Source organism: Halomonas sp. TA22 (assembly GCF_013009075.1).
Classification (GTDB): Bacteria; Pseudomonadota; Gammaproteobacteria; order Pseudomonadales; family Halomonadaceae; genus TA22.
In genome coordinates this window covers 2,517,085-2,540,780 of the sequence record NZ_CP053108.1, presented here as the reverse complement: position 1 = coordinate 2,540,780, position 23,696 = coordinate 2,517,085, and the positions used below count along the sequence as shown (strand labels likewise).

The following is a 23,696-nucleotide window of genomic DNA, read 5'->3' as shown; positions in this document are numbered from 1 at the left end:
CCTGACGCCCTCCTAGAGGTGTCCGTCGCTGAGTATGAGCGACGGACGCCTGGCGCTCTCCCGGAGGATGGGCACGACCGGCATGACCTTGTGCACGGCGCTGACCGAACCTTCGCGAACCTGCTCGAGCAGCAACTCGGCCGCCTCGGTCACCATGCGCTCCAGTGGCTGCTGAACTGTGGTCAACCGGTAGCTGGGCCAGGCGGACATGGGCATATCGTCGAACCCGACCACCGAGACGTCTTGAGGTACGCCCAGACCGAGTTCGTCGCGTAGCGTCTCGATGACGGCAATCGCCATGTAATCGTTGGCAGCGAAGATGGCATCGGGCCAAGGCGGCTTGGAAAACAGCCGGCGCGTGGCCGCCCTGGCCAGATCGAACTGATAATCTCCCCGCTCGATGGCGAAGCACGACTTGCCCGCGGCGGCCAACCCCTCCATGAAACCCTTGCGCCGATATTCGCTGGTGGAGGAGCTGGAGAGTCCCGCAATGAACGCGATGCGCTCGTGCCCGGCGGCCGCCAGAAAGCTGCCGACCCAGTAGCCGCCATCGTAGTTGTCGCTGGAAACCTGGCTGACGCCAGCGAAGTCAACGGTACGGTTGATGACGACCACGGAAATGTTGCGATCCGCGCACTCTTGGGCAAGCGAGGAGGAGAGCGACGCCGAGAGCATCAGGATGCCGTCGGCCTGGCTTTGCAGGATTTCCGCCATGACGCCCTCCGACTCGCCATCCTCGCCGACCATGAACAGCAGCAGGTGGAAGCCTTCACGCTGAAAGTAGCGAGACGCACGGTCGATCGCCAATGAGTAAAAGGGGTTGTCGAGCTGGGACATCACCACGGCAATGACGCGAGACGAGCGTGTGATCAACGAGCGAGCAATACGATTGGGGTGGTAACCCAACGTCTTCGCCGCCTCCAGTACCTTCTGACGCGTCCTGTCGGAGATGCTGGCGTTGGGAGAGAAGCAACGGCTCACCGCCGACTGCGACACGCCGGCAAGCGCTGCTACGTCACGGGAAGTGACGGGGCGTTTCTTCATCGTTTCCTCATGGTCGGCCGGCGATATGCGCCGCATTGTACCGCAGCTCAGCGCCATACCGCCTAGCGTCAACGCAGCGCCGGCAGGGCCACCAGTGGCTAACACCTTAGTCTAAGGTCTGCACTTTCTCATTCTAAGCATTGCATTTTTTTATTTTATATTCAAAAAGTTACATTAATAGCGCAACTACTCCAAGCTATTTTCCAGCACATTGCATTCGTATGCAAAGGCGTCTAGCCTGATTATCCAACACTTGGTGTCCAGGCTGGACGCCTCATCTCACCCCTTTTTCGAAGGAAGGAGCATACACCATGGTGCGCCATCTCAAATCAGGGGCTTCCGTCGAAGTCCGCGCCGAAGCTGATCGCAAGGTCCGTGAAACCGTCGAGAAGACGCTTACCGACATCGAATCGCGCGGCGATGCCGCCGTGCGCGAGCTTTCCGAGAAGTTCGACGACTGGTCACCCGCCGCCTTCCGCCTGTCCCCGGAGGAGATCGACCGAGCCATGTCGGAAGTGTCCAAGCAGGATCTGGAAGACATCCGTTTCGCTCAGGCGCAGATCCGCCGCTTCGCCGAAGCCCAGCTCGCCTCCATGCAGCCTGTCGAGGTGGAGAACAGCCCCGGCGTCATCCTCGGTCACAAGCACATTCCCATCAATGCCGTGGGCTGCTACATCCCCGGCGGCGCCTACCCCATGGTCGCCTCGGCGCATATGAGCGTGCTGACCGCCAAGGTCGCCGGCGTCAAGCGCGTGGTAGCCGCCGCTCCGCCTTACAAGGGTAAGCCACACCCGGCCATCGTGGCCGCCATGCACATGGCCGGTGCCGACGAGATCCTGGTACTCGGCGGCGTGCAGGCCGTAGGCTCCATGGCGATCGGTACCGAGAGCATCGACCCGGTGGACATGCTGGTCGGTCCGGGCAATGCCTTCGTCGCCGAAGCCAAACGTCAGCTGTTCGGACGCGTGGGCATCGATCTGTTCGCCGGCCCCACCGAAACCCTGGTAATCGCCGACGAGACCGTCGACGGCCTGCTGTGCGCCACCGACCTGCTGGGCCAGGCGGAGCACGGGCCAACCTCGCCGGCCGCCCTGCTCACCAATTCCGAGACGCTGGCCAAGAAGACCATGGCGGCCATCGAGGAGCTGCTCCAGAAGCTGCCCACCGCTGAGATCGCCCGCCAAGCCTGGGAGAGCTACGGCGAGATCATCGTCTGCGACAGTCATGAGGAGATGCTGCAGGTCGCCGACGACATGGCCTACGAGCACGTTCAGGTCATGACCGAGGACCCCGACTACTACCTCGAGAATTTGACCAACTACGGCGCCCTGTTCCTCGGGCCGCGCACCAACGTGGCCTATGGCGACAAGGTGATCGGCACCAACCATACCTTGCCGACCAAGAAGGCGGCTCGCTACACCGGGGGCCTGTGGGTTGGCAAGTTCCTCAAGACCTGCACCTATCAGCGCGTGCTGAGCGATGAGGCATCCGCCGAGATTGGCGCCTACTGCTCACGCCTGTGCGCCCTCGAGGGCTTTGCCGGTCATGGCGAGCAGGCCAACGAGCGGGTGCGCCGTTACGGCAAGCGTGACGTGCCTTATGCCTCTGCCGTAGAGCCGCAGTAAGCATGGTTGCCCTGCCACAAACCCCGAGCCTGCGCCTGGACGGGCGCAGCGCTCTGATCACCGGCGCCAGCAAGGGCATCGGCCTGGCGGTGGCCTGTGCCCTGGCGCAGGCCGGTGCTCGGGTTACTCTGATGGCCCGTCGCCCGGCAGAGCTCGAGGGGTTGGTCGAGGCTCTGCAGGCAGCAGGCCTCGCCGCCGAAGCTCTGCCGCTGGACGTCACCGATGATCAAGCCGTACGCCAGGTCCTCAAGGGGCGCCGCTTCGATATTCTCGTCAACAATGCGGGCACCAATCGCCCCAAGCCGATCGGCGACGTCACTCACGAGGATTACGCGGCGGTCATGGATCTCAATGTGCGGGCCGCCTACTTTCTCACCCAATGGGTGACGGAACATATGCCAAGCGGCGGCAGCGTCATCAACGTCTCCTCGCAGATGGGCCATGTAGGAGCGGTCAATCGCAGCCTGTACTGCGCCTCCAAGTCAGCCGTGGAGGGCATGACCCGCGCCATGGCGGTGGAGCTTGGCCCTCGCGGCATTCGCGTCAACACTCTTTGCCCGACCTTCATCGAGACGCCGATGACCAAGCCCTTCTTCGAGCAGCCGGGCTTTCTCGATGACGTGCTGACCAAGATTCCCCTGGGCCGGCTGGGCCAGATCGAGGATGTGATGGGGCCAGTGGTGTTTCTCGCCTCACCCGCGTCCGCACTGGTCACGGGCAGCGCATTGATGGTGGATGGCGGCTGGACCGCCCACTGAACTGTGGCTCGACCCAAGCGATGAGCCAGACGCCACGCGTCCTGTCCTCCTGCGCCGGTGCTTGTGCCGGCGCAGTTCTTGCCGGTATCGGCAGGTCTCCAGCAAGACGACTTTTTGGTTATCATTATCATTTGTATTCATGCCGGGTTTTGTTATGGTGAGAACACCTTTCTCATACTTGCACGACGCGCCACGCTAGGCGCTCCGGCAGGTGACGACTCAGCAACTCAATGGATACACAAGATGGCTAAACTCCTCACGCCAACCGCCACGATCCTGGCCACCCTGCTCGCCGTCCCGCTGGCCTCCGCCAACGACCTGACTCTCTATTCGGGGCGGGGCGAGTCGATGGCGGAACCGATCATCGCCCAGTTCGAAAGAAACACGGGTATCAGCGTCAACGTGCGCTATGGCGACACGGCACAGCTTGCGGTGCTGCTGCAAGAGGAAGGGGAGCGTTCGCCGGCCGATCTCTACTGGGGGCAGGATGCCGGTGCCATGGGCGCCCTCAGCAAGGCGGGCCTGCTGGCCGAGCTGCCCGGCGACATCTATGAAGGCTTGCCGACCATCTACACCAGCGAAACCGGTAACTGGGTAGCGGCCAGCGGGCGCGCGCGCGTGGTGGCCTACTCGCCGGAACGCGTCGACGAGGAGGCGCTTCCCGACAGCGCCTTCGATCTGGTCGAGGAGCAGTATGAAGGCCGGGTCGGCTGGGCACCGACCAATGGATCCTTCCAATCCTTCGTGACTGCCATGCGTGTGGAGCATGGCGACGAGCGCACCCTGGAGTGGCTCGAGGGCATGCGTGACAACGGCGCCGTCACCTTCCGCAACAACGCCACCCAGGTACAGGGTATCGCCGATGGGGAAATCGACTTCGCCCTCGTCAACAATTACTATTTGCCGCGGTTCCTGGCCAACGACAGTGATTTTCCGGTCGAGCAGGCGTTCTTCAGCGAAGGCGACATCGGCAATCTGGTAAATGTCGCGGGCATTGGCGTACTCGAGAGCAGCGACAACAAGGAAGCCGCCATCGACTTCGTGCGCTTCCTGCTCTCGCCCGCCGCCCAGCAGTACTTCACCGGCAACGTATATGAATATCCGGTGACTCGCGACGTCATCCAGAACCCGGAACTCGAGGATTTCGATCGTCTGCTAGACGTCAGCCCCGAGATCGATCTGGACGATCTGGACGATCTCGAAGGGACGCTAAACCTGTTACGTGATGCCGAATTGCTTTAAGCGCTCCTACACGACAGGCGTACATGGATAGTCATGGCCAAGGCGGCATCGTCGCCTTGGCCATGCGCATTTACGAAGATACCGATACGCGAGCACCGGTAGACGAGAACACCGCTAGCGCTGTCCGCAGACGTTTCGAGGTAGGATGAACCAGACACCGCTCGCCAGCACCGCTCCCAGACGATTCCGAGCGTTCAGCATGGGTCGTCATGTGCCGCTGCATATTCTGCTGCCCTCTCTGCTGGCCGCAGGCATCATGCTGGTCCCTCTATTCTATCTGGCTCTGCGCGCTGCCGAGGCCGATATGGCCACCCTCTCTCACCTGGTGTTTCGCCCACGCAACCTGACGCTGTTGATCAATACGCTCACCCTGGCGCTGGGCGTCGTCATCCTCACCACCTTCATGGCGCTGCCGCTGGCCTGGCTGGTGGTACGCAGCGACATTCGCTTCAAACGCGCCTTGACCGTTCTCGGCGTGATTCCCCTGGCGGTACCCGGCTACGTAATGGCCTACGCGCTGATCGGCCTGGGCGGCAACTACGGCGTGCTCGCTCAGCTCACCGGCTGGCAGTTGCCGCGTATCGAAGGGTATTTCGGGGCTACACTGGCACTGTCGCTCTATACCTTCCCCTATCTGTTTCTCAATCTGCGCGCGACCCTGGCCGGGCTGGACGGCAATCTGGAGGAGAGTGCCAAGAGCCTCGGCTATGGCAGTCGCGACGTCTTTCTGCGCGTAATCCTGCCCCATCTGGCCCCCTCGCTGATGGCCGGCTGGCTAGTGATCACGCTCTACGTGCTGGGCGACTTCGGCGCCGTGGCACTGATGCGCTACGAGGCCTTCAGCTACGCGATCTACACCCAGTACTCCGGCGCCTTCGATCGCATCTACGCGGCCTGGCTGTCGATCATGCTGCTGGCGCTCGCCGCCAGCTTCGTGATGCTCGATAGCCTGGTCGTCAAGCGCAAGCTAGCCCGGGTGGGCACCGGCGTGGCGCGCCCCGTCAAGCCGGTGCGCCTGGGGCGGATGCGCTGGGTCGCCTACCCTTACCTGCTGTTGATCTTCGGCGCCTCGATCGGTCTTCCCGCCCTGATTCTCGGCTACTGGTTGTTGCTCTCGCCACCGGAGATCAGCTTCTTCGCCCGGGTGCCCGCCACCTTCCTGCGCTCGGCTGGCGCCGCGCTGCCGGCCGCCCTGCTCGCCGCCGCCTTCGCGTTGCCCATCGCCTATCTCACGGTGCGCTACCCCTCCCGGGCCGCTAGCTTGATCGAGCGTTCGGCCTATATCGGCTATGCGCTGCCACCCCTAACGCTGGCGCTGGCCATGGTGTTCTTCTCGCTGCGCACCGCACCGTTTCTCTATCAGACGCTCACCTTGCTGATCGTGACTTGGGCGATGGCCTCGCTGGCGCTCGCCCTGGGCCCGATCCGCAACGCTCTGCTTCAGACCCGACCGAGCATGGAGGAGGCGTCGCACTCGCTGGGCCACGGGCCGATCGCCACCTTCTTCCGGGTGATCTTCCCGCGCCTGAGGCGCGGCATCCTGGCCGGGGTGGTGCTGGTGTTCGTGCTGTGCATGAAGGAGTTGCCGATCACCTTCCTGCTCGCCCCTACCGGCTATACCACTCTCGCCGTGACCGTATTCACTCGAACTTCGGAAGGCATGCTCGCTGAAGCGGCCCCCTTCGCCGCCGCCATCGTAGTGTTCTCAAGCCTCTCCGTCGCCATGCTATTGACCAAGGAGGGCAAGCGATGACCGCGCTCAACCGCCACGTGACGAAGGAGCGCTCATCACGCCCCGCCACCGATCCGCTGTTGACGATCGACAACCTGAGCAAGCGCTACCGTGCCCAGGACGCGTTCGCCGTGGAGCGGGTGGGCTTCAGCCTGGGCAACGGTGAGATACTTGCCCTGCTTGGCCCCAGCGGCTGCGGCAAGACCACCACGCTGCGCATGATCGCCGGTTTCGAGCATCCCGATGAGGGCGACATCATCCTGCGCGGCGCAAGCGTTCTCGACCAGCCACCACAGCAACGACGCATCGGCATCGTATTCCAGGATTATGCGCTGTTCCCGCACATGACCCTTGGCCAGAACGTCGCCTTTGCGATGCGCCATTTGCCGCGTCACAAGCGCCCGGCCAAGGCGCGGGAGTGGCTCGACCTGGTGGGCCTTGCCGATCTCTCCGAGCGCATGCCGGACGAACTCTCCGGTGGCCAACAGCAGCGCGTGGCCCTGGCCAGGACACTGGCCGCCGAGCCGCAACTGGTGCTGCTCGACGAGCCCTTCTCCAACCTGGATGCGGCGCTGCGCGAGTCGACGCGCAAGGAAGTACGCCGGCTATTCAAGTCGGCGGGTACCTCGGTGATCCTAGTCACCCACGACCAGGCCGAGGCGCTATCGTTTGCTGACAAGGTGGGAGTGATGCATGCCGGCCGGTTGATCCAGATCGACCGCCCCGAACGTGTCTATCAACATCCTGCGAGCGCCTTCGTCGCTGAATTTCTCGGTCACACCAACCTGCTCGATGGCGAGGCCGATGGCGAGATCGCCCACACGGCGCTGGGCCCGGTGGCGATCACCCCGGCAAGTCAAGGCCCGGTACGCGTCTCGCTGCGCCCTGAGCATCTAGCACTCTCCCCCGCTCCGGACGGTCAAGGAGCGACCATCATGGAGCGAGAGTTCCGCGGCCACGACTGTTTCTATCTGCTTGAGCAGCGCGGCCAGCGCTTCTGCGCCATTACCCCAAGCCATCTGCTATGGAAGGTGGGAGAGCAGGTGTGCCTGGAGCCACAGCGCACCGCTACGGTGCTCAAGCACTGATCCTTCATTGAAACGCCACCGCATGACGGTGGCGTTAGACCAGCAGAACCGGCACGCTAGTGCGCCTCGTCCCAGTTGGCGCCGCTCTGCGCCTCGACGACCAGCGGCACCTTGAGCTCGGCGGCGTCGCGCATGTACCCCTTGACCGCGTCGATGAAACCTTCGACCTGGACCTCTTTCACTTCGAAGACCAGTTCGTCGTGGACCTGCATCACCATCCAGGCATCGAACATGCACGCCTCGTCCTGCAACCAGGCATCGACGGCAATCATGGCCCGCTTGATGATATCTGCGGCGGTGCCCTGCATCGGCGCATTGATCGCGGTGCGCTCGGCCCCCTGGCGGCGAGCGTGATTCTGGGCACGAATCTCGGGCAGATAGAGGCGCCGACCGAACACCGTCTCGACGAAGCCGTCCTCGGCGGCCTGGGCCCGGATACGGTCCATGTAGCGCGCCACACCGGGATAGCGGTCGAAGTAGCGCTCGATATAGGTCTGCGCCTGGCCGCGCTCGATATGCAGCTGCTTGGAGAGCCCCCAGGCGCTCATGCCGTAGATTAGCCCGAAGTTGATTGCCTTGGCGCTGCGCCGCTGATCGCCGCTGACCTTGTCGAGCGCCACGCCGAACACCTCGGCGGCAGTAGCGGTGTGAATGTCGCGATCCTCGGCGAAGGCCGAGAGCAGCCCCGCATCCTCGGAGAGATGCGCCATGATGCGCAGCTCGATCTGCGAGTAGTCGGCGGCGACGATACGATACCCGGGGCGGGCGATGAAGGCCTGCCGAATCTTCCTGCCCTCCTCGGTACGGATGGGAATGTTCTGCAGGTTGGGGTCGGACGACGAGAGCCGCCCGGTGGCGGTGACTGCCTGATGGTAGCTGGTATGCACCCGCCCGCTGCGCTTGTTGATCAGCAGTGGCAGCTTGTCGGTGTAGGTCGACTTGAGCTTGGCCAGGCCACGATGTTCCATGATCACCTTGGGCAGCGGGTAGTCTAGCGCCAGCTCCTCGAGCACCGCCTCAGCGGTGGAGGGGGCTCCCTTGGGAGTTTTCTTGATTACCGGGATCTTCTGCTCCTCGAACAGGATCTGGCCGAGCTGCTTGGGCGAGCCGAGGTTGAATTCGCGTCCGGCGAGTTCGAAAGCATGACTCTCCAGTTCGCGGATGCGCTCGGCAAGCTCCTGACTTTGCGTGTGCAGACGCTCGGCATCCAGTGCCACGCCGGTGCGCTCCATGCGCGACAGCACCGGGATCAATGGCCGCTCCAGCGTATCGAGCACCTCGGCCAGGCGCCCTTCGGCCTCGATGCGCGGGCGCAGCGCACAGTGCAGCCGCAGGGTGATGTCGGCATCCTCGCAGGCGTAGGGCACCGCCTGCTCGAGATCGATCTGGTTGAAGGTAAGCTGCTTGGTCCCCTTGCCAGCGATATCCTCGAAACTGACGGTCTTGTGGCCCAGGTACTTGAGTGCCAGCGAATCCATGTCGTGGCGCGTGGCGGTGGAGTTGAGTACGTAGGATTCGAGCATGGTGTCGGTGAGCGCGCCCTTGACGTGAATGCCGTAGTTGGACAGCACCGAGATGTCGTACTTGAGATTCTGGCCGATCTTGCCGCGCTTGGGGTCCTCCCACAGCGGCTTGAGCGTGGCCAGTACGCTATCGCGATCAAGCTGATCGGGCACGTCGAGATAGTCGTGGGCGAGTGGAATGTAGGCCGCCTCGCCGGGCTCCAATGCCAAGCCAACGCCGACGATCTCGGCCTCCATGTAGTTGAGGCTATTGGTCTCGAGATCGAAGCAGAATGCCTCACAGGCATCCAGCCGCGCCAGCCAGCCATCGAGCTCCTGCTGGGTCAGGAGCAGGTGATTCTTGCACGCGGCCACGCTCTCCGGCGGCGCGTCGAAGTCGAAGCTGGCACTGGTCGAGTCGCCGCTCTCCCCTTTGGGCGCAGCACCGGAACTGACGCCCACCCCGCCGGGAACATCATCCACCCCCTCGTCCTTGCCGGCCAGTAGCTCAGAGAGCCAGGCCTTGAACTCGAGCTCGGTATATAGCCGCTTGAGCGTCTCGCGATCGGGGTGGGCGATGCCGAGATCGTCAAGCCCCACCGGCAGCTCGCAGTCGGTCTTGATGGTCGCGAGCTGGTAGGAGAGGAACGCCTGCTCGCGATGCTCGTCGAGCTTCTTGGCCAGCGTCTTGGCGCCGCGGAAGTCGAGCGTCTTGACCCGCTCGAGGTCGGCGTAAATGGTATCGAGCCCACCACCCATGCCCTGCAGCAGACCCAGCGCGGTCTTCTCGCCGACCCCCGGCACGCCGGGAATGTTGTCGACCTTGTCGCCCATCAACGCCAGGAAATCGATGATCAGCTCGGGCGGCAGGCCGAACTTGCTCTCCACTCCGGCCACATCCAGCGTCTCGCCCTTCATGGTGTTGACCAGGGTGATATGCCCATTGACCAGCTGCGCCATGTCCTTGTCGCCGGTGGAGATCACCGCGTCACGGCCAGCCTCGGTGGCCCGACGCGCCAAGGTGCCGATCACGTCATCGGCCTCGACCCCCTCGATGCACAGCAGCGGCAAACCCAGCGCCTTCACGCAGGCGTGCAGCGACTCGACCTGGCTGCGCAGATCGTCGGGCATCGGCGGCCGGTGCGCCTTGTACTGCTCGTACAGATCGTCGCGAAAGGTCTTGCCCTTGGCATCGAAGACCACCGCCATGGGGCTATCCGGATATTGGCGAATCAGGCTCTTGAGCATGTTGAGTACGCCCTTGACCGCCCCGGTAGGCTGCCCATGGGAAGTGGTCAGCGGCGGCAGCGCATGGAAGGCGCGATAGAGATAAGAGGATCCGTCGACGAGAACGATGGGGGTTGCAGCCATGGCGAACATATCCGTTGAGCGTGTCGTTGGGCCCATGATACGCAGCTCGTCGCCGTGCGTCAGGCATCCTGCACGCCACGCCTGGTCTCCTCTTTCACAGGCCCCGTTCCTGGCGTATCTTGCGCTGACGATGACAGCTGCCCCGCTCAGCGTTCATGGTGAATCATTCGTGCTCCGACGTTGTCATAGCGGTGCCTGGCTATTGGCCGTATTTCCTGGAGGTCATCATGTATATTTCCCGGTTTCTGACCGCCCTGCTCTTGGGCAGCTGCCTGATGCTGGGTGCCGCGTCGGTAGTCGCGCAATCCGCTCCTGCCCCCACCGTCACCACGCGTCAGGAGGGGGGGGATACCATTCGCGAGTACCGCATCAATGGCCACCTCTATGCCATCGAGATCCGCACGGCCAGCGGCCAGGCCTACCATCTGATGGATCACGATGGCAACGGCAACTTCGCCCGCGAGAGCGGCACCGATATCCGCGCGCCCGGCTGGGTTCTCCCGCCGCGCTAGCACAGTCGCGGGCAGAGGTGCTTGCACCACAGTTTTCGTGCATAGCGACGACAAGACGGTACAATGTGCCGCTTGGTAACCCCGGGGCGAGAGACACATGGCCGTATTCACTCCGCTGAGCGAGGCTCAGGTCGCGGAATTTCTTATGCGCTTCGATGCCGGCACGTTGACCCAGCTCGAAGGCGTGCCCAGCGGCACGGAAAACACCACCTACTTCGTCACGACCGACCGCCACGCGCTGGTATTGACGCTGTTCGAACAGGGCGATCATGACGAGCTGCCGTTCTTCGTCGATCTGCTCGACTATCTTGCCGATCATCGGCTGCCGGTTGCCGGCCCGCTGCATGACCATCAAGGCATCGCGCTGCAGAGCCTGGCCGGCAAGCCGGCGCTGCTGTTCCCGCGCCTGCCTGGCAAATATCCCAAGGCCCCGAACCTCGAACAGTGCCGTGCGCTGGGCTACGCGCTTGGCCATATGCATGCCGTCTCGCGCCACTTCGACGGGCATCGCCCCAATCCTCGCGACCTGCACTGGCTGGTTGCCATGCATCACCGCGTGCTGGGCTATCTCTCGCCAGAGGATCAGCTGTTGATGAGCGACGAGGTGGATGCCTATCAGGAGTTCTTCGGCGGTGCGCCGGACCTGCCCCAGGGCGCCCTGCACGGCGATCTGTTTCGCGACAATACTCTGTACGAGGGCGAGCGGCTGGGTGGCATCATCGACTTCTACAACGGCTGCACCGGCGATCTTCTCTTCGATCTGGCCATCGTGATCAATGACTGGGCGACCCAAGCCGATGGCAGTCTCGATGCCGAACGCTATACAGTGATTCTCGGCGCCTACCAGGCACGCCGTGAGTTGAGCGATGCCGAGCGCGCAGCCTGGCCGATGATGCTGCGCATGACTGCGCTGCGCTACTGGCTATCGCGTCTGCTGGTGGTGTATGTCGACCCGCCAGCCCACGACCTGACACCCCATGACCCGGAGCAGTTTCGCCGCATACTGCTCGAACGCCTCTCCCGCGGCGCCCTCCCGCTCCCCGACCGGAGTCCTGCATGAGCCTCAACGATGCCGGGCTGCTAAGCCCGTCCCAGCTAGCCCGCCGTACCTACAATATCGACCAGTGGGGCAGTGGTTACTTCGATGTCGACGACAGTGGCCATACCGTGGTGCGCCCGCTGGGTAGCGAAGCCGAAGGCCCCGCCCTGCCGCTGGACGAGCTGGTCGAGCAGGTGCGCGAGGCGGGGCTACGCCTGCCCCTGCTGGTGCGCTTCACCGATATTCTGCACGACCGCGTCGAGCAGCTGTGTGCCGCCTTCGATGCGGCCATGGCCGAAGAGCGTTATGACGGCGGTTACACGGCGGTCTATCCGATCAAGGTCAACCAGCAGCGCCGGGTGGTCGAGGAGATACTCGCCACCCAGGAGCGCGGCCGTGACCGTGTCGGCCTCGAGGCCGGCAGCAAGCCGGAACTGCTAGCAGTGCTTGCGCTCTCGGGCGACGGTCCCTCAGTCATCGTCTGCAATGGCTACAAGGACCGCGAGTATGTGCGCCTGGCGCTGATGGGTGAAAAGCTCGGTCACCGCGTCTACCTGGTAGTCGAGAAATTCTCAGAGCTCGAGCTGATACTTGAGGAGGCCCGCGAACTCGACGTGACGCCACGCATCGGCCTGCGTGCACGACTCTCATCGGTAGGCAAGGGCAAGTGGCAGAACACAGGCGGCGAGAAGTCCAAGTTCGGGCTTACCGCCGGCCAGCTCCTCGGCGTCGTCGAACGCCTGCGCGAAGCCGGCTCGCTTGCCAGCCTGCAACTGGTGCACTTCCACCTCGGCTCGCAGATCGCCAATATTCGTGACATCCAACGCGGCCTGCGCGAATGCGCCCGCTTCTATCAGAGCCTGCGTGAGCTGGGCGCACCAGTGGACACCGTCGATGTCGGCGGCGGCCTCGGTGTCGACTACGAAGGCACCCGCTCGCGCAGCTACTGCTCGATCAACTACTCGATGCGCGAGTACGCCAGCAACGTCGTGTGGGCTTTCCGTCAGGCCTGCGAAGCCGAGGGACTGCCGCACCCGCACTTGATCAGCGAATCGGGCCGGGCACTGACGGCGCATCATGCCGTACTGATCGCCAACGTGATCGGTGAGGAGCGCATCGGCGAGCAGCTGCCATCGCGCCAAGTGCATGGAGACCCGCAGGTCGACGAGCTGTGGGAGGTGCATTCGCGCCTGACCGGCATGCATGAACCACGCGGCTTGGTCGAGGCCTATCACGACCTGGTGCAAGCCATGGGTGAGCTGCAGGAGCGCTTCCTGCTGGGATTGATCGGACTCGAGGCCCGCGCCGAGGGTGAGGCGGTCTATTTCGCCGCCTGCGCCCGAGTGCGCTCGCGCCTCGACGGGCGTAACCGCGCCCATCGCGAGATCGGCGACGAACTCGCCGAGAAGCTCGCCGACAAGTTGTTCGTCAATTTCTCGCTGTTCCAGTCGGTCCCCGATGTATGGGGCATCCAACAGATCTTCCCGGTACTACCGCTGACTGGCCTGGACCGTCCGCCCAGCCGTCGCGGCGTGATTCAGGACATCACCTGCGACAGCGATGGACGCATCGACAGTTATGTCGATGGCCAGGGAGTGGAATCCACCCTACCGCTGCCGGAGTGGCACGAAGGGGAAGAGAAGCTGCTCGGTATGTTCCTGGTGGGCGCCTATCAGGAAATTCTCGGCGATTTGCATAACCTGTTCGGCGATACCGACTCGGTGGATGCCGCCCTCGACGCCGAGGGCAACTGGATGCTATCACACGCCATTCAGGGCGATACCGTCGCCGAGGTGCTCGATCACGTGAACTTCGATGCCGACGTGCTACGCGAGCGTCTGGCACACCAGCTCGCCGTCAGCGGTCTTGAGGCAGAGGAGCGCGAGCGCTTCCTCGAGTATCTCACTGCGGGGTTGGAAGGATATACCTACCTGGAGTGAGCCACCACGCAGAGTGCCGTTACGAAAAACGCCCCTTGTGAGCACCACGGGGCGTTTTTCATGAGGACCGTGTTCCCTGTAGCGGTATCAATCCACGACGCGGGTCACCACTTCCAAACCGCCGGTCAGATTGAAGCGCAGCTCGGCACCGCGTGGCAGCTCGCCCACTCCGGCAGGGGTGCCTGTCAGCACCACATCGCCCGGCAGCAGCGTAAAGTGTCGGCTCATCTCGGCAAGCAGCGTAGCCACCGGGAAGATCATATCGGAGCCCTCGCCACTCTGGCGGCGCTCGCCGTCGATATCCAGGCTGAACGCCAGCGCACTCCAGTTGGGCACGCGCTGAATCGCCAGGAAAGGCGACAGGGGGCAGGCGCCATCGAAACCCTTGGCGATCTCCCACGGCTGCCCCTGCTCCTTGAGACGCGCCTGAACATCGCGCAGGGTAAGATCCAGTGCCACACCAATACCCACTACGGCCCGCTCGGCCTCCGAGGCAGTGGCATGGGAGAGCGTCTCGCCGATCAGCAGGGCAAGTTCCGTTTCGTAATGTACATCGCCGCGAGAGAAAGGCGCGTCGATGGGCTCGTCAAGGGGAACCGCACAGGTCGAGGGCTTGATGAAAAGCAGTGGCTCGCTGGGCACCGGATTATCCAGTTCCCTGGCATGATCAGCGTAATTCCGGCCGACGCAAACAATCTTGCCCAGCGCATGGGGAAATTCCTGACCATCGGTAAAACGAGGAACGAAGCGCATGGCGGGATGTTCTCCTGGCAAAAAAAGGCGGCAACGACACTGCCGCTGACTGAATAACGCTACAGTCTACCGCAGCGGAGGACACAGTCCAGATGCCAGACGCGACAATACGCCTCATGCCACGCTTCGTTCCAGGAGAATCATGCTAATGGGCGTGACACCATTCGATCAGAGTCTAGAAAATCAGCATGAAAAACCCGATGACGACCAATAGGCCGATGAGAAAAATGATTCCGGCAGTGCTCGCAAGAAACTTCAACATGTAACTCTCCTTGTCTTTGGCCTTGAGGTCCAAAATTCCTGATAGCCTTTTAAGCGTAGATGGGAGTGCAGGTCGGCACAAGTCAGCGGGCGTTGCACGGTCGGCAGAGCAGACGCGAGCAAACGAGCAACGAGCAACGAGCAAAAAAAGCCCGGCCTAATCGAGGCCGGGCTTTGATCGATACTTCCGTGTCATGCTCTCCACGAACATCCTGTGCGTGCATCCTTGAGCCGTCGAGCGTCCCTGCTCGTCACTCCCTGAAGAGCGATCCGTCGCTCTATGGAATACACTATGCCACTCTCGCTTTCGACAATCATTAACCCAGGTTATCAATAAAAAAATTAAGCAAAAAAATACTTATGCCACACGGCAGCGCTTGGGAAGAGAATATCACCTAGGCGGACGACCAAAAAAAACGCTGGCCTTGAGTAGCCAGCGCAAAACGCATTCGTGTCGAAAGGGACAGGCAAATGCATCGCAGAGCAACCAGACGCACTAAATATGCAATATGCTTAATGTAAGAAATAAGCGACAGGCAATGTAAGCCATGAGCGGGGGAAAGTCCACCATAACAATGACCATCATCAGCACGCCCGATCTCCTCGACTCCAGCCGCTCCCGTCAGATCAGAAAAAGCCCGACCTTCACAGGCCGGGCTTGAACGTCGCTTCCTTGTCATGCTCTTCACAAACATCCTGTTCGTGCATCCTTGAGTCTCGAACCATCCTGGTCCCGCTTCCCTGCATCGCTTCCTTGCCTGAACACAGTATGGCAGTGCATGAAGGCAAGTTTATTAACCTATATTTGTCTATCTTGTAAGAGATATAGGACAAAAATCGCACCACGCTGAGGCGTAGCGGTGGGCAACAGAGCGGATGGCCAGCATGGCTCCAGACAAACAAAAAACCGCCTCGACAGGCGGTTTTTTAAAATTCATGTGCTTGATACGAAAGCGTTTTTTTGGTGCCGGCACCAGGAGTCGAACCCGGGACCTACTGATTACAAGTCAGTTGCTCTACCAACTGAGCTATGCCGGCGCGGGCGACGCTCGCTATCGTGCAACACATGCTTCTTGCTTTGAAATTAGGTTGGCGTGGCTGGGGTACCAGGATTCGAACCTGGGAATGCCGATACCAAAAACCGGTGCCTTACCACTTGGCGATACCCCAGCAGATTGGTGGCCAGAGACGGAATCGAACCGCCGACACGGGGATTTTCAATCCCCTGCTCTACCAACTGAGCTATCTGGCCGCTGCCAACGGAGACGTATTTAACTAGAAAGCTTTCTTTCCGTCAAGCCTTTTTAATTCAAAAGGATGTCAGCCCGATCAGATCGCGGTTTCACTGGCTTGGTGGGACGAAGCCCTCTGCCTGATCGGTATCGCGATTATCGAAAAAGCGCTCCATCTGCTCCATCAGATACTCACGGGCGGAGGGCTCGAGCATGTTGAGGTGCTTCTCGTTGATCAGACGAGTCTGGAGGGCCTGCCACTCCTCCCAGGCACGCCGTGAGACCGTGGCCTGTATCTCCTGGCCCCGCTTGCCCGGCAGCGGGGGAAAAGGCAATGCCTCAAGTTCCTGCTGATACTTGCGACAGAATACGGTTTGGCTCATTGGGCTCTCTCCTGGTCATGAAACGGTTGTGCTGTATCCGGGATGTGTCGCGCCAGGCTGGCCAAAAGCGCCTTGACCGGCGCGGCCAGGCCGATGCTGACAGGCTCGTTCAGGTTATACCAGAGGCGCTCCCCCTCACCCACCGCGCTTGGCGCTGTACAGCATGCCGGTTGTGGGGTGATCGACAGCCGGAAATGACTGAAGGTGTGGGTAAGCGCGTTCCAGGCCGGTTCCAGCACCGCTCGCGGGGCCTGAATGTCGAGCCAGGCCTGAAGCGCCACCGGGTCATCGAACTGGGGAAAGCACCATAGCCCCCCCCAGATCCCGGTGCCGGGTCGCTGCTCCAGCATGACCCGCCCTTGGGCATCATGCAGCATCAGCATGATGGTGCTGCGCTCGGGGAGGGCCTTCTTCGGTTTGGATTCCGGGAAGCGTCTCTCCTCGCCACGCCGATGGGCAAGGCAGGCGTCCTCGAAGGGGCACAGCAGGCAGCTCGGCTGGCCACGCCGACACAGGGTCGCCCCCAGATCCATCATCGCTTGTGAGTAGTCGGCCAGGCGCTTCTCGGGCGTGTAGCGCTCGGCCAACTGCCACAGCCGGGCCTCCACGGTGGGCCGACCCGGCCAGCCCTCCACTGCATGCAGGCGGGCCAGCACGCGCTTGACGTTGCCATCGAGAATGACCGCCCGCGCCCCAGTGCTGATACTGATGATGGCGCCTGCGGTGGAGCGACCAATTCCGGGCAATGTCGACATCGCCTCGACGCTATGCACGGGGAACTCGCCAGCATGCTCGTCGACCACCACTTTGGCCGCCTTGTGAAGATTGCGCCCACGCGCGTAGTAACCCAATCCCGTCCACAGGTGCAGCACTTCGTCCTGAGAGGTCGAGGCCAACGAGTGGACGTCGGGGAAGCGCGCCATGAAGCGCTCGTAATAGGGGATCACCGTGGCCACCTGGGTCTGCTGCAGCATGATCTCGGAGACCCATACTCGATAGGGTGTCTTGTCGCGCTGCCAAGGCAGGCTCTTGCGGCCATGCTGGTCGAACCAGGCCATCAGACGGCGCTGGAATTCTTCAGGGGGGAGCGCTATCGCTAGGTCACTCATGGATAGATCCAAACGCTTGATAAGAAGGCTAGGGTAAAGCGCCAGGCATAAAAAAGCGCCGACGGTGACGTCGGCGCAGGGACTGGCTTTCAATTAAGTAGACCGCGCAAGGTATCGCGAAGTTCCCGAGAAGCCCCTTCACCGAGACGTTCATCGAGTTGTTCCAGCGCCCCTCCCAGTCGTTCCTGAATTTCGCCCGCCGCTCGTTGCGAGGCTTCTTCGCGAATCAGCTCGGCTATCGCGCGTTGAAAGGCCTGCTGATCGAAACGGCACCATTCGCCGCTTTCCTCCTCCAGTGAGCCCTCACAGCGCACCGGCAGCAGCACTCTCTCCAGCCGTGGGTTGACTCGGCAGGCGGCATCGGCGGTATCGACGAAACGCGCCGCGGCTCCATAGTCGAAGCGCCTGGTGGCCAGATTCACCTCGCCCTCACCGCTCAGCGAGATACCGGGAATGCTGATGTCCAGATCGTCGTTGCGAGCCACCCCATCATTGATCAAGAAGGTGGCCTGGGCGCTATCGAAGCGCGTATCGGCACTCCATTCGCGACTGGTCTCCTCGCCTTCGAGCAGGGCGACGGCACTACACAGCTCCTGGGAGACATTGACATCGAGAACCGCACCATCGTCGATCCTGGCCGCCAGACGGCCGTTGAGCGTGCGAGTCATCAGATCGACACTGTCGCCCCGAGCGGTAAGCTCGCCATCGAGATTGAGCCGCCCCCGCAATGGAGAGGGATCGCCATCGCCCAGCGCTTCATAGAACGGTACGATCTGCACCCGTTCGAGGCGCGGCGCGAACGCCCAACGCGCCGGCTCCTCGCGCAGGTTGAGCTCGCCGGTGAGCGCCAGGCGGCCATCGTACAGTCGCGCCTCGAACGTCTCGAGGCGATGGTGGCCTTCGCTGCCCTGGGCCACCAGATAGACCGACTGAAGATCGAGACCGTTGAGCTGTAGCCGGTCGAGGGAGAGTTCGCCGTCAAGTTCGAGTGGCGCCAGCCAATCGAGAGCGAATGTCTCATCCTCTTCATCGGCGTAGGCCGACTCGATTCCGACCAGCCGATTGAGCATGGCGCTTCCCGCCGATGTCTGATCGACGGGTAAATAACGATCGAGGTCGAGGTGATCGCCCTGCAGGTTGAAACTCAGCTCATCCCCCGTCAAGCCGACACGCAGCGGGCCGGTAAAAGTGGTGTCATCGAGTACCAGCGTCAGATTGCTGAGTGCAAGCTGGGAGAGATTGCCCTGCAGCGGGCTTGTCAGGGCCACATCGCTGAAGGCAGCATCGCTTGCGGTATTGGGCAGCAAATCGAAGCGCGCAAGCCAGGGTCGCAGCGACAGCGGCGCCAGGCTCACCTGGCCTGCATACTGTAGATTCGAGAACAGCTGGCTTGCCGAGAGGCTGCCGGTGAGGGCAAGCCCATCGGGACCGGTCAGCTCCAGGTTGCGTAGACGCAACTGCTCCTCGGCTAGGTCGGCATCGGCCATGAAGGCGAGGGACAAGGCCAGCGCCCGCTCACCCAGGGCCGGATGGGAGAGACTCGACTCGAGCCTGCCACCCTCCACCAGATAGCGCTCCACCTCGGGTTCGGCGACCACGTGTTGCGCCCGCAGGTTGATTTGCTGGCGACGCTCCTCGTACTCGGTCAGGGTGGTGGTGGTGTCCACCACCAGATTGTCGAAAACGTAGCGACCATCCTCCAGTCCCAGTCGCACACGGCTCTCCAGCGTGACGCTACTGACCATGTCCGGCGTCGCCTCGTCATCCTCCTGCCAGGGTATCTGATTGTAGGTGGAGAGCCGGAACGAGGCCCGCAAGGGGAAGGCGCGTTGCGGATTGACGTTGGTTCCGCTGATGTTCAGCGCAGCCACCTGGAGCTGGAGCTCCTCCTGCCAGTCGCGAAAGCGCACCTGGCTCTCGCGCACCTGTACACTGGCGATATCCAGGGCCACCGACATGCCGGCATCGCCGCTTCTGAGACCAGGCCCGGCCGAGGCGGGCGCGAGTGCATCGGCGGTCTCCTCGCTGCGCTCATTGAGCCGCTCGAGCAGCACGCTCCAGTTGTCCCGCCCCTCCTCGTCACGCTCCAGGTTGAGCCGCATGCCGTCCAGGGTCAGGCCATCGATGGCGATCTCCCCTCTCAGCAGCGGCGCAAAGGCCAGGCTGACCTCGGCCTTCTGGAAGGCCACGAATGGCTCCTCCTCCACCATCGTCTGGTCGGGCAGCCAAGCCTCGGCGTCGGCCACGCTGACCCCAAGACGCGGGTAGAATGACCACGAGAGTGGGCCTTCCAGCGACAGTTCAAGCCCCGTCTGCTGCCGTACGACCTCGATCAAGCGCGGCTTGAGGTCGTTGGGATCGAAAAAGGTGGTGACATAGACCACCGCCCCGACGACGACCAGGCCCAGCACTCCGATAACGGCAAGCAGGGTCCGTAGTAACGCTCTCATGCATCTCCTCCGTGAACCCGGCGGGCCAAGTTCGAAATAGGTGCCATCCGGCCAGTTGGCCGTCAGCGTCGAGCATTGTAGCGGATGGGGGGGGCGATTCACTATAATGCTGGGCTCGACCCGCAAGCCGTACCAGAGTGCGAACCCTAGCGGCCGACCGTTGTCTTTCGTCAGCAGGAGAATCACTGTCATGTCCGAGCGTAGCGCCACGGTTTCACGCGACACCAAGGAAACCCAGATCACGGTGAGCGTGAATCTCGACGGCCAGGGGCATCTGAGCGGCGAAAGCGGTGTGCCTTTCCTCGATCACATGCTCGATCAGGTGGCACGTCATGGCCTGATCGACCTGGATATCACGGCCCAGGGTGATTTGCATATCGACGACCACCACACGGTGGAGGATCTCGGCATCACCCTCGGCCAGGCCTTCTCCAAGGCGATCGGCGACAAGCGTGGCATCTACCGCTATGGTCACGCCTACGTGCCGCTCGACGAGGCGCTCTCCCGCGTGGTGGTCGACTTCTCGGGCCGGGCAGGACTGTTCATGGAGGTCGAATTCACGCGTGCCACCATCGGTCGCATGGAGACCCAGCTGTTCTGGGAGTTCTTCCAGGGCTTCGTCAACCATGCCCAGGTCACGCTGCATATCGACAACATCAAGGGCTTCAATGCCCACCATCAGGCCGAAACGATCTTCAAGGCCTTCGGTCGCGCGCTGCGCATGGCCGTCGCCGAGGATCCGCGCATGATCGGCCGCATGCCCTCAACCAAGGGTTCACTGTAATCGCCAGGCCGGCGCTTGCCGTCGTCGGGAACCATGGCCGGCACCAGGCGCGGCCAGCTCAATCCGCCACAAGGAGCGCACCATGACCATCGCCGTCATCGATTACGGAATGGGCAACCTGCATTCCGTCGCCAAGGCTCTCGAGCATGTCACTCACGAGAACGTCGTGGTGACGCGTGATCCGCGCTGTATTCGTGGCGCCACGCGACTGGTGCTGCCAGGTCAGGGCGCCATCCGTGACTGTATTGGCGAGCTCGAGCGCAGCGAGCTCAAGGGGCTGGTGCTGGAGTTGCTGGCCAGTGCCGACAAGCCACTGCTGGGCATCTGTGTCGGCCAGCAGATGCTGCTCGACGACAGCGAAGAGAATGACGGCATCGCCTGTCTGGGCTTTCTGCCCGGCCGGGTTCGCCGTTTTGCCAGCGACATGCAGGATGCCCAGGGCAAGCGCCTCAAGGTGCCCCACATGGGCTGGAATCGGATCGAGCAGTATCACGAACACCCGCTCTGGTCCGGCATCGAAAATGGCGAGCGCTTCTATTTCGTGCATAGCTACTATGTCGATGCCGCCGATGATTCGGCGATCTTCGGCGTCACCGAATATGGCGACACCCGCGCACACGTCGCGGTAGGTAAGGGGCCGGTATTCGCGACCCAGTTCCATCCCGAGAAGAGCGCCGAGGCAGGGCTCAAGCTGCTGGAAAACTTCGTGCACTGGAATCCCTGATCACCGATTGCCTACGCCCACCGCCCTGACCGAACAAGGCACCACCGCGCTTCGGCGCTGCGAGGAAACGACATGCTGGTAATACCCGCCATCGATCTCAAGGACGGCTCGTGCGTCCGCCTCAAGCAAGGCCGCATGGAGGATTCGACCACTTATGGCGCCGATCCGCTGGCCATGGCCACGCGCTGGGTAGAGGCCGGTGCCCGGCGGTTGCACCTGGTCGATCTCAATGGCGCCTTCGAGGGCAAGCCGGTCAATGGCGAGGCGGTCACCGCCATCGCCCGCGCCTACCCCGCACTTCCGATCCAGATCGGTGGCGGCATTCGCTCCGCGGCGATCATCGAGCACTATCTCGACGCAGGCGTGTCGTATGTGATCATCGGCACCCAGGCGGTCAAGGATCCGGCCTTCGTCACCGCGATGTGCAAGGCATTTCCGGGTCATGTCATCGTCGGGCTCGATGCCCAGGACGGCTTCGTGGCCACCGACGGCTGGGCCGAGGTCTCCAGCGTCAAGGCCATCGATCTAGCCAAGCGCTTCGCCGACGATGGCGTATCGAGCATCGTCTATACCGACATCTCCCGCGACGGCATGATGTCCGGGGTCAACATAGAGGCCACGGCGGAACTTGCCCGTGAAAGCGGCCTGCCGGTGATCGCCTCGGGAGGGGTAACCAACCTCGACGATATTCGCGGCCTGGCGAAGGTCGCCGGCGACGGCATTCTCGGCGCCATCACCGGGCGTGCCATCTACGAAGGGAGCCTGGATCTCGCCGAGGCGCAGCGCCTGAGCGACGCACTGGACAACCCCTCAAGCCAGCAATCAGGGAGCTGAAACATGGGATTGGCCAAGCGCATCATCCCCTGCCTCGATGTTGACGCCGGCCGCGTCGTCAAGGGGGTCAACTTCGTCGGCATACGTGACGCCGGCGATCCCGTGGAGATCGCCAAGCGCTATAACCAGCAGGGCGCCGACGAGATCACCTTCCTCGATATCACGGCAAGTCACGAGAATCGCGGCACCACCGTGGAGATGGTCGAGCGTATCGCCGGTGAGGTGTTCATTCCACTGACCGTGGGGGGCGGCATTCGCACCTGTGAGGATATTCGCACCATGCTCAACGCCGGCGCAGACAAGGTGTCGATCAACACCGCCGCCGTGGTCAATCCCGATTTCGTATTCGAGGCGACCCAGCGTTTCGGCAGCCAGTGCATCGTAGTCGCCATCGACGCCAAGCAGGTCTCCCAGGAGGGCGAGCCATCTCGTTGGGAGATCTTCACCCATGGCGGACGCAAGCCCACCGGGCTCGACGCCGTGGATTGGGCACGCAAGATGGTCGAGCTGGGCGCAGGCGAGCTGCTGCTGACCAGCATGGATCGCGACGGCACCAAGGCGGGCTTCGATCTGGGCGTGACGCGTGCGATCAGCGACGCGGTGAGCGTGCCGGTAATCGCCTCTGGTGGGGTCGGCAACCTCGACCATTTGGTCGCCGGTGTCACCGAGGGGGGCGCCGATGCGGTACTCGCCGCCAGTATCTTCCATTTCGGCGAATACAGCATTCCCGATGCCAAGCGCCACATGATGAAGCATGGCATCGAGATGCGCCTCTAGCTCAAGGAGCTTGCATGAACCCTTTCGCCACGCGTTGGCGCTACCCCATCGTTGCCCTGGGCCTGATCGCCGGGCTTCAGGCACCGAGTGCCCATGCCTTCTTCCCTGAGCTGGATATCGATTATCAGCTCGATCATGTACTAGTGCAGACCAGCCTCTATACCCGTCACTTCAGCCCCGATCCCAGCCACAACAACGATCAGGAGCTGATCAGCCTCGAACTGCACACTCCCGATCGTTGGCTGGCCGGTGGCGCTCGCTTCATCAACTCGCACGATCAGGAGTCGTTCTACGTCTACGTGGGCCGCGAATTCCCCTTCTGGCAACCCTCGGAGAATTTCGAGATCCGCGGCAAGCTGACCGGCGGCCTGCTGCATGGCTACCGCGGTGAATACCGGGACAACATCCCGCTCAACCGCTACGGCACCGCCCCCGCGCTACTGCCCAGCGTCGGGATGCGCTGGGGACCCATCGAGGCGGATCTCATCGTGTTCGGTACGGCGGGAATGATGGTGCTCGGCGGGGTGCGCTTCTAG

At 62.5% G+C, this 23,696-nt stretch carries 19 protein-coding genes and 3 tRNA genes; 13 read left to right on the top strand and 9 right to left on the bottom strand.

Going from position 1 to position 23,696, the window contains the following annotated elements; all coding sequences use genetic code 11:
* Positions 1-12 precede the first annotated feature (12 nt).
* Positions 13-1,044, bottom strand: a complete 1,032-nt coding sequence (locus HJD22_RS12005; RefSeq protein WP_208654713.1) for a LacI family DNA-binding transcriptional regulator — start codon at positions 1,042-1,044, stop codon at positions 13-15.
* A 311-nt stretch (positions 1,045-1,355) separates the two neighbouring features.
* Between HJD22_RS12005 and hisD the strand changes: the two genes are divergently transcribed.
* From hisD to HJD22_RS11980, 5 genes are all read left to right on the top strand, one after another.
* On the top strand, positions 1,356-2,669 hold the full coding sequence (gene hisD, locus HJD22_RS12000) for a histidinol dehydrogenase (RefSeq protein WP_208654712.1): 1,314 nt from the start codon (positions 1,356-1,358) through the stop codon (positions 2,667-2,669).
* 2 nt (positions 2,670-2,671) lie between these two features.
* On the top strand, positions 2,672-3,427 hold the full coding sequence (locus HJD22_RS11995; RefSeq protein WP_208654711.1) for an SDR family NAD(P)-dependent oxidoreductase: 756 nt from the start codon (positions 2,672-2,674) through the stop codon (positions 3,425-3,427).
* Between the two features lie 243 nt (positions 3,428-3,670).
* Positions 3,671-4,669, top strand: coding sequence for an iron ABC transporter substrate-binding protein (locus tag HJD22_RS11990; protein WP_208654710.1), 999 nt, complete (start codon positions 3,671-3,673; stop codon positions 4,667-4,669).
* A gap of 145 nt (positions 4,670-4,814) precedes the next feature.
* Positions 4,815-6,422 carry an iron ABC transporter permease gene (locus HJD22_RS11985; RefSeq protein ID WP_217267758.1) on the top strand — a complete coding sequence of 536 codons (1,608 nt, stop codon included), beginning with the start codon at positions 4,815-4,817 and terminating at the stop codon, positions 6,420-6,422.
* Entirely contained in the window at positions 6,419-7,489 is a 1,071-nt protein-coding gene (locus HJD22_RS11980; RefSeq protein ID WP_208654709.1) for an ABC transporter ATP-binding protein, read from the top strand. The genes HJD22_RS11985 and HJD22_RS11980 overlap by 4 nt, the downstream gene beginning before the upstream one ends.
* 56 nt (positions 7,490-7,545) lie before the next feature.
* Here HJD22_RS11980 and polA read toward each other — a convergent pair whose 3' ends face one another.
* Positions 7,546-10,362 (bottom strand): DNA polymerase I, encoded by a 2,817-nt coding sequence (gene polA, locus HJD22_RS11975; protein WP_208654708.1) that lies wholly within the window; start codon positions 10,360-10,362, stop codon positions 7,546-7,548.
* A 227-nt stretch (positions 10,363-10,589) separates the two neighbouring features.
* On the opposite strand from polA, the gene HJD22_RS11970 reads away from it, so the two are divergent.
* From HJD22_RS11970 to speA, 3 genes are all read left to right on the top strand, one after another.
* A complete protein-coding gene (locus HJD22_RS11970; RefSeq protein WP_208654707.1) occupies positions 10,590-10,874 on the top strand; it encodes a DUF2782 domain-containing protein in 285 nt (94 codons plus the stop codon).
* Positions 10,875-10,971: 97 nt separating this feature from the next.
* Positions 10,972-11,934: a homoserine kinase gene (locus tag HJD22_RS11965; RefSeq protein ID WP_208654706.1), complete on the top strand. Its 963-nt coding sequence runs from the start codon at positions 10,972-10,974 to the stop codon at positions 11,932-11,934.
* Positions 11,931-13,853 carry a biosynthetic arginine decarboxylase gene (gene speA / locus HJD22_RS11960; protein WP_208654705.1) on the top strand — a complete coding sequence of 641 codons (1,923 nt, stop codon included), beginning with the start codon at positions 11,931-11,933 and terminating at the stop codon, positions 13,851-13,853. Before HJD22_RS11965 ends, speA begins: the two co-directional genes overlap by 4 nt.
* Positions 13,854-13,940: 87 nt before the next feature.
* Here speA and HJD22_RS11955 read toward each other — a convergent pair whose 3' ends face one another.
* From HJD22_RS11955 to HJD22_RS11925, 7 genes are all read right to left on the bottom strand, one after another.
* Positions 13,941-14,606: a fumarylacetoacetate hydrolase family protein gene (locus HJD22_RS11955; RefSeq protein ID WP_208654704.1), complete on the bottom strand. Its 666-nt coding sequence runs from the start codon at positions 14,604-14,606 to the stop codon at positions 13,941-13,943.
* A gap of 1,223 nt (positions 14,607-15,829) precedes the next feature.
* Positions 15,830-15,905 (bottom strand) — tRNA-Thr (locus HJD22_RS11950).
* A gap of 57 nt (positions 15,906-15,962) precedes the next feature.
* Positions 15,963-16,037: transfer RNA gene (locus tag HJD22_RS11945), tRNA-Gln, on the bottom strand.
* Between the two features lie 6 nt (positions 16,038-16,043).
* Positions 16,044-16,119: transfer RNA gene (locus HJD22_RS11940), tRNA-Phe, on the bottom strand.
* Between the two features lie 90 nt (positions 16,120-16,209).
* The gene (locus tag HJD22_RS11935) at positions 16,210-16,482 is read right to left on the bottom strand and encodes an oxidative damage protection protein (protein WP_208654703.1); all 273 of its coding nucleotides are present in this window, start codon (positions 16,480-16,482) and stop codon (positions 16,210-16,212) included.
* On the bottom strand, positions 16,479-17,591 hold the full coding sequence (gene mutY / locus HJD22_RS11930) for an A/G-specific adenine glycosylase (RefSeq protein ID WP_208654702.1): 1,113 nt from the start codon (positions 17,589-17,591) through the stop codon (positions 16,479-16,481). Before mutY ends, HJD22_RS11935 begins: the two co-directional genes overlap by 4 nt.
* An 89-nt stretch (positions 17,592-17,680) precedes the next feature.
* Positions 17,681-20,041: an AsmA family protein gene (locus HJD22_RS11925; RefSeq protein WP_208654701.1), complete on the bottom strand. Its 2,361-nt coding sequence runs from the start codon at positions 20,039-20,041 to the stop codon at positions 17,681-17,683.
* Positions 20,042-20,231: 190 nt separating this feature from the next.
* On the opposite strand from HJD22_RS11925, the gene hisB reads away from it, so the two are divergent.
* The 5 genes from hisB (at position 20,232) to HJD22_RS11900 (ending at position 23,696) form a co-directional block, all read left to right on the top strand.
* A complete protein-coding gene (gene hisB / locus HJD22_RS11920) occupies positions 20,232-20,825 on the top strand; it encodes an imidazoleglycerol-phosphate dehydratase HisB (protein WP_208654700.1) in 594 nt (197 codons plus the stop codon).
* Between the two features lie 82 nt (positions 20,826-20,907).
* A complete protein-coding gene (gene hisH / locus HJD22_RS11915; RefSeq protein ID WP_208654699.1) occupies positions 20,908-21,549 on the top strand; it encodes an imidazole glycerol phosphate synthase subunit HisH in 642 nt (213 codons plus the stop codon).
* A gap of 72 nt (positions 21,550-21,621) precedes the next feature.
* Positions 21,622-22,383, top strand: coding sequence for a 1-(5-phosphoribosyl)-5-[(5-phosphoribosylamino)methylideneamino]imidazole-4-carboxamide isomerase (gene hisA, locus HJD22_RS11910; RefSeq protein WP_208654698.1), 762 nt, complete (start codon positions 21,622-21,624; stop codon positions 22,381-22,383).
* Positions 22,384-22,386: 3 nt separating this feature from the next.
* Positions 22,387-23,160: an imidazole glycerol phosphate synthase subunit HisF gene (gene hisF, locus HJD22_RS11905; protein WP_208654697.1), complete on the top strand. Its 774-nt coding sequence runs from the start codon at positions 22,387-22,389 to the stop codon at positions 23,158-23,160.
* A 14-nt stretch (positions 23,161-23,174) separates the two neighbouring features.
* Positions 23,175-23,696 carry a hypothetical protein gene (locus HJD22_RS11900; RefSeq protein ID WP_208654696.1) on the top strand — a complete coding sequence of 174 codons (522 nt, stop codon included), beginning with the start codon at positions 23,175-23,177 and terminating at the stop codon, positions 23,694-23,696.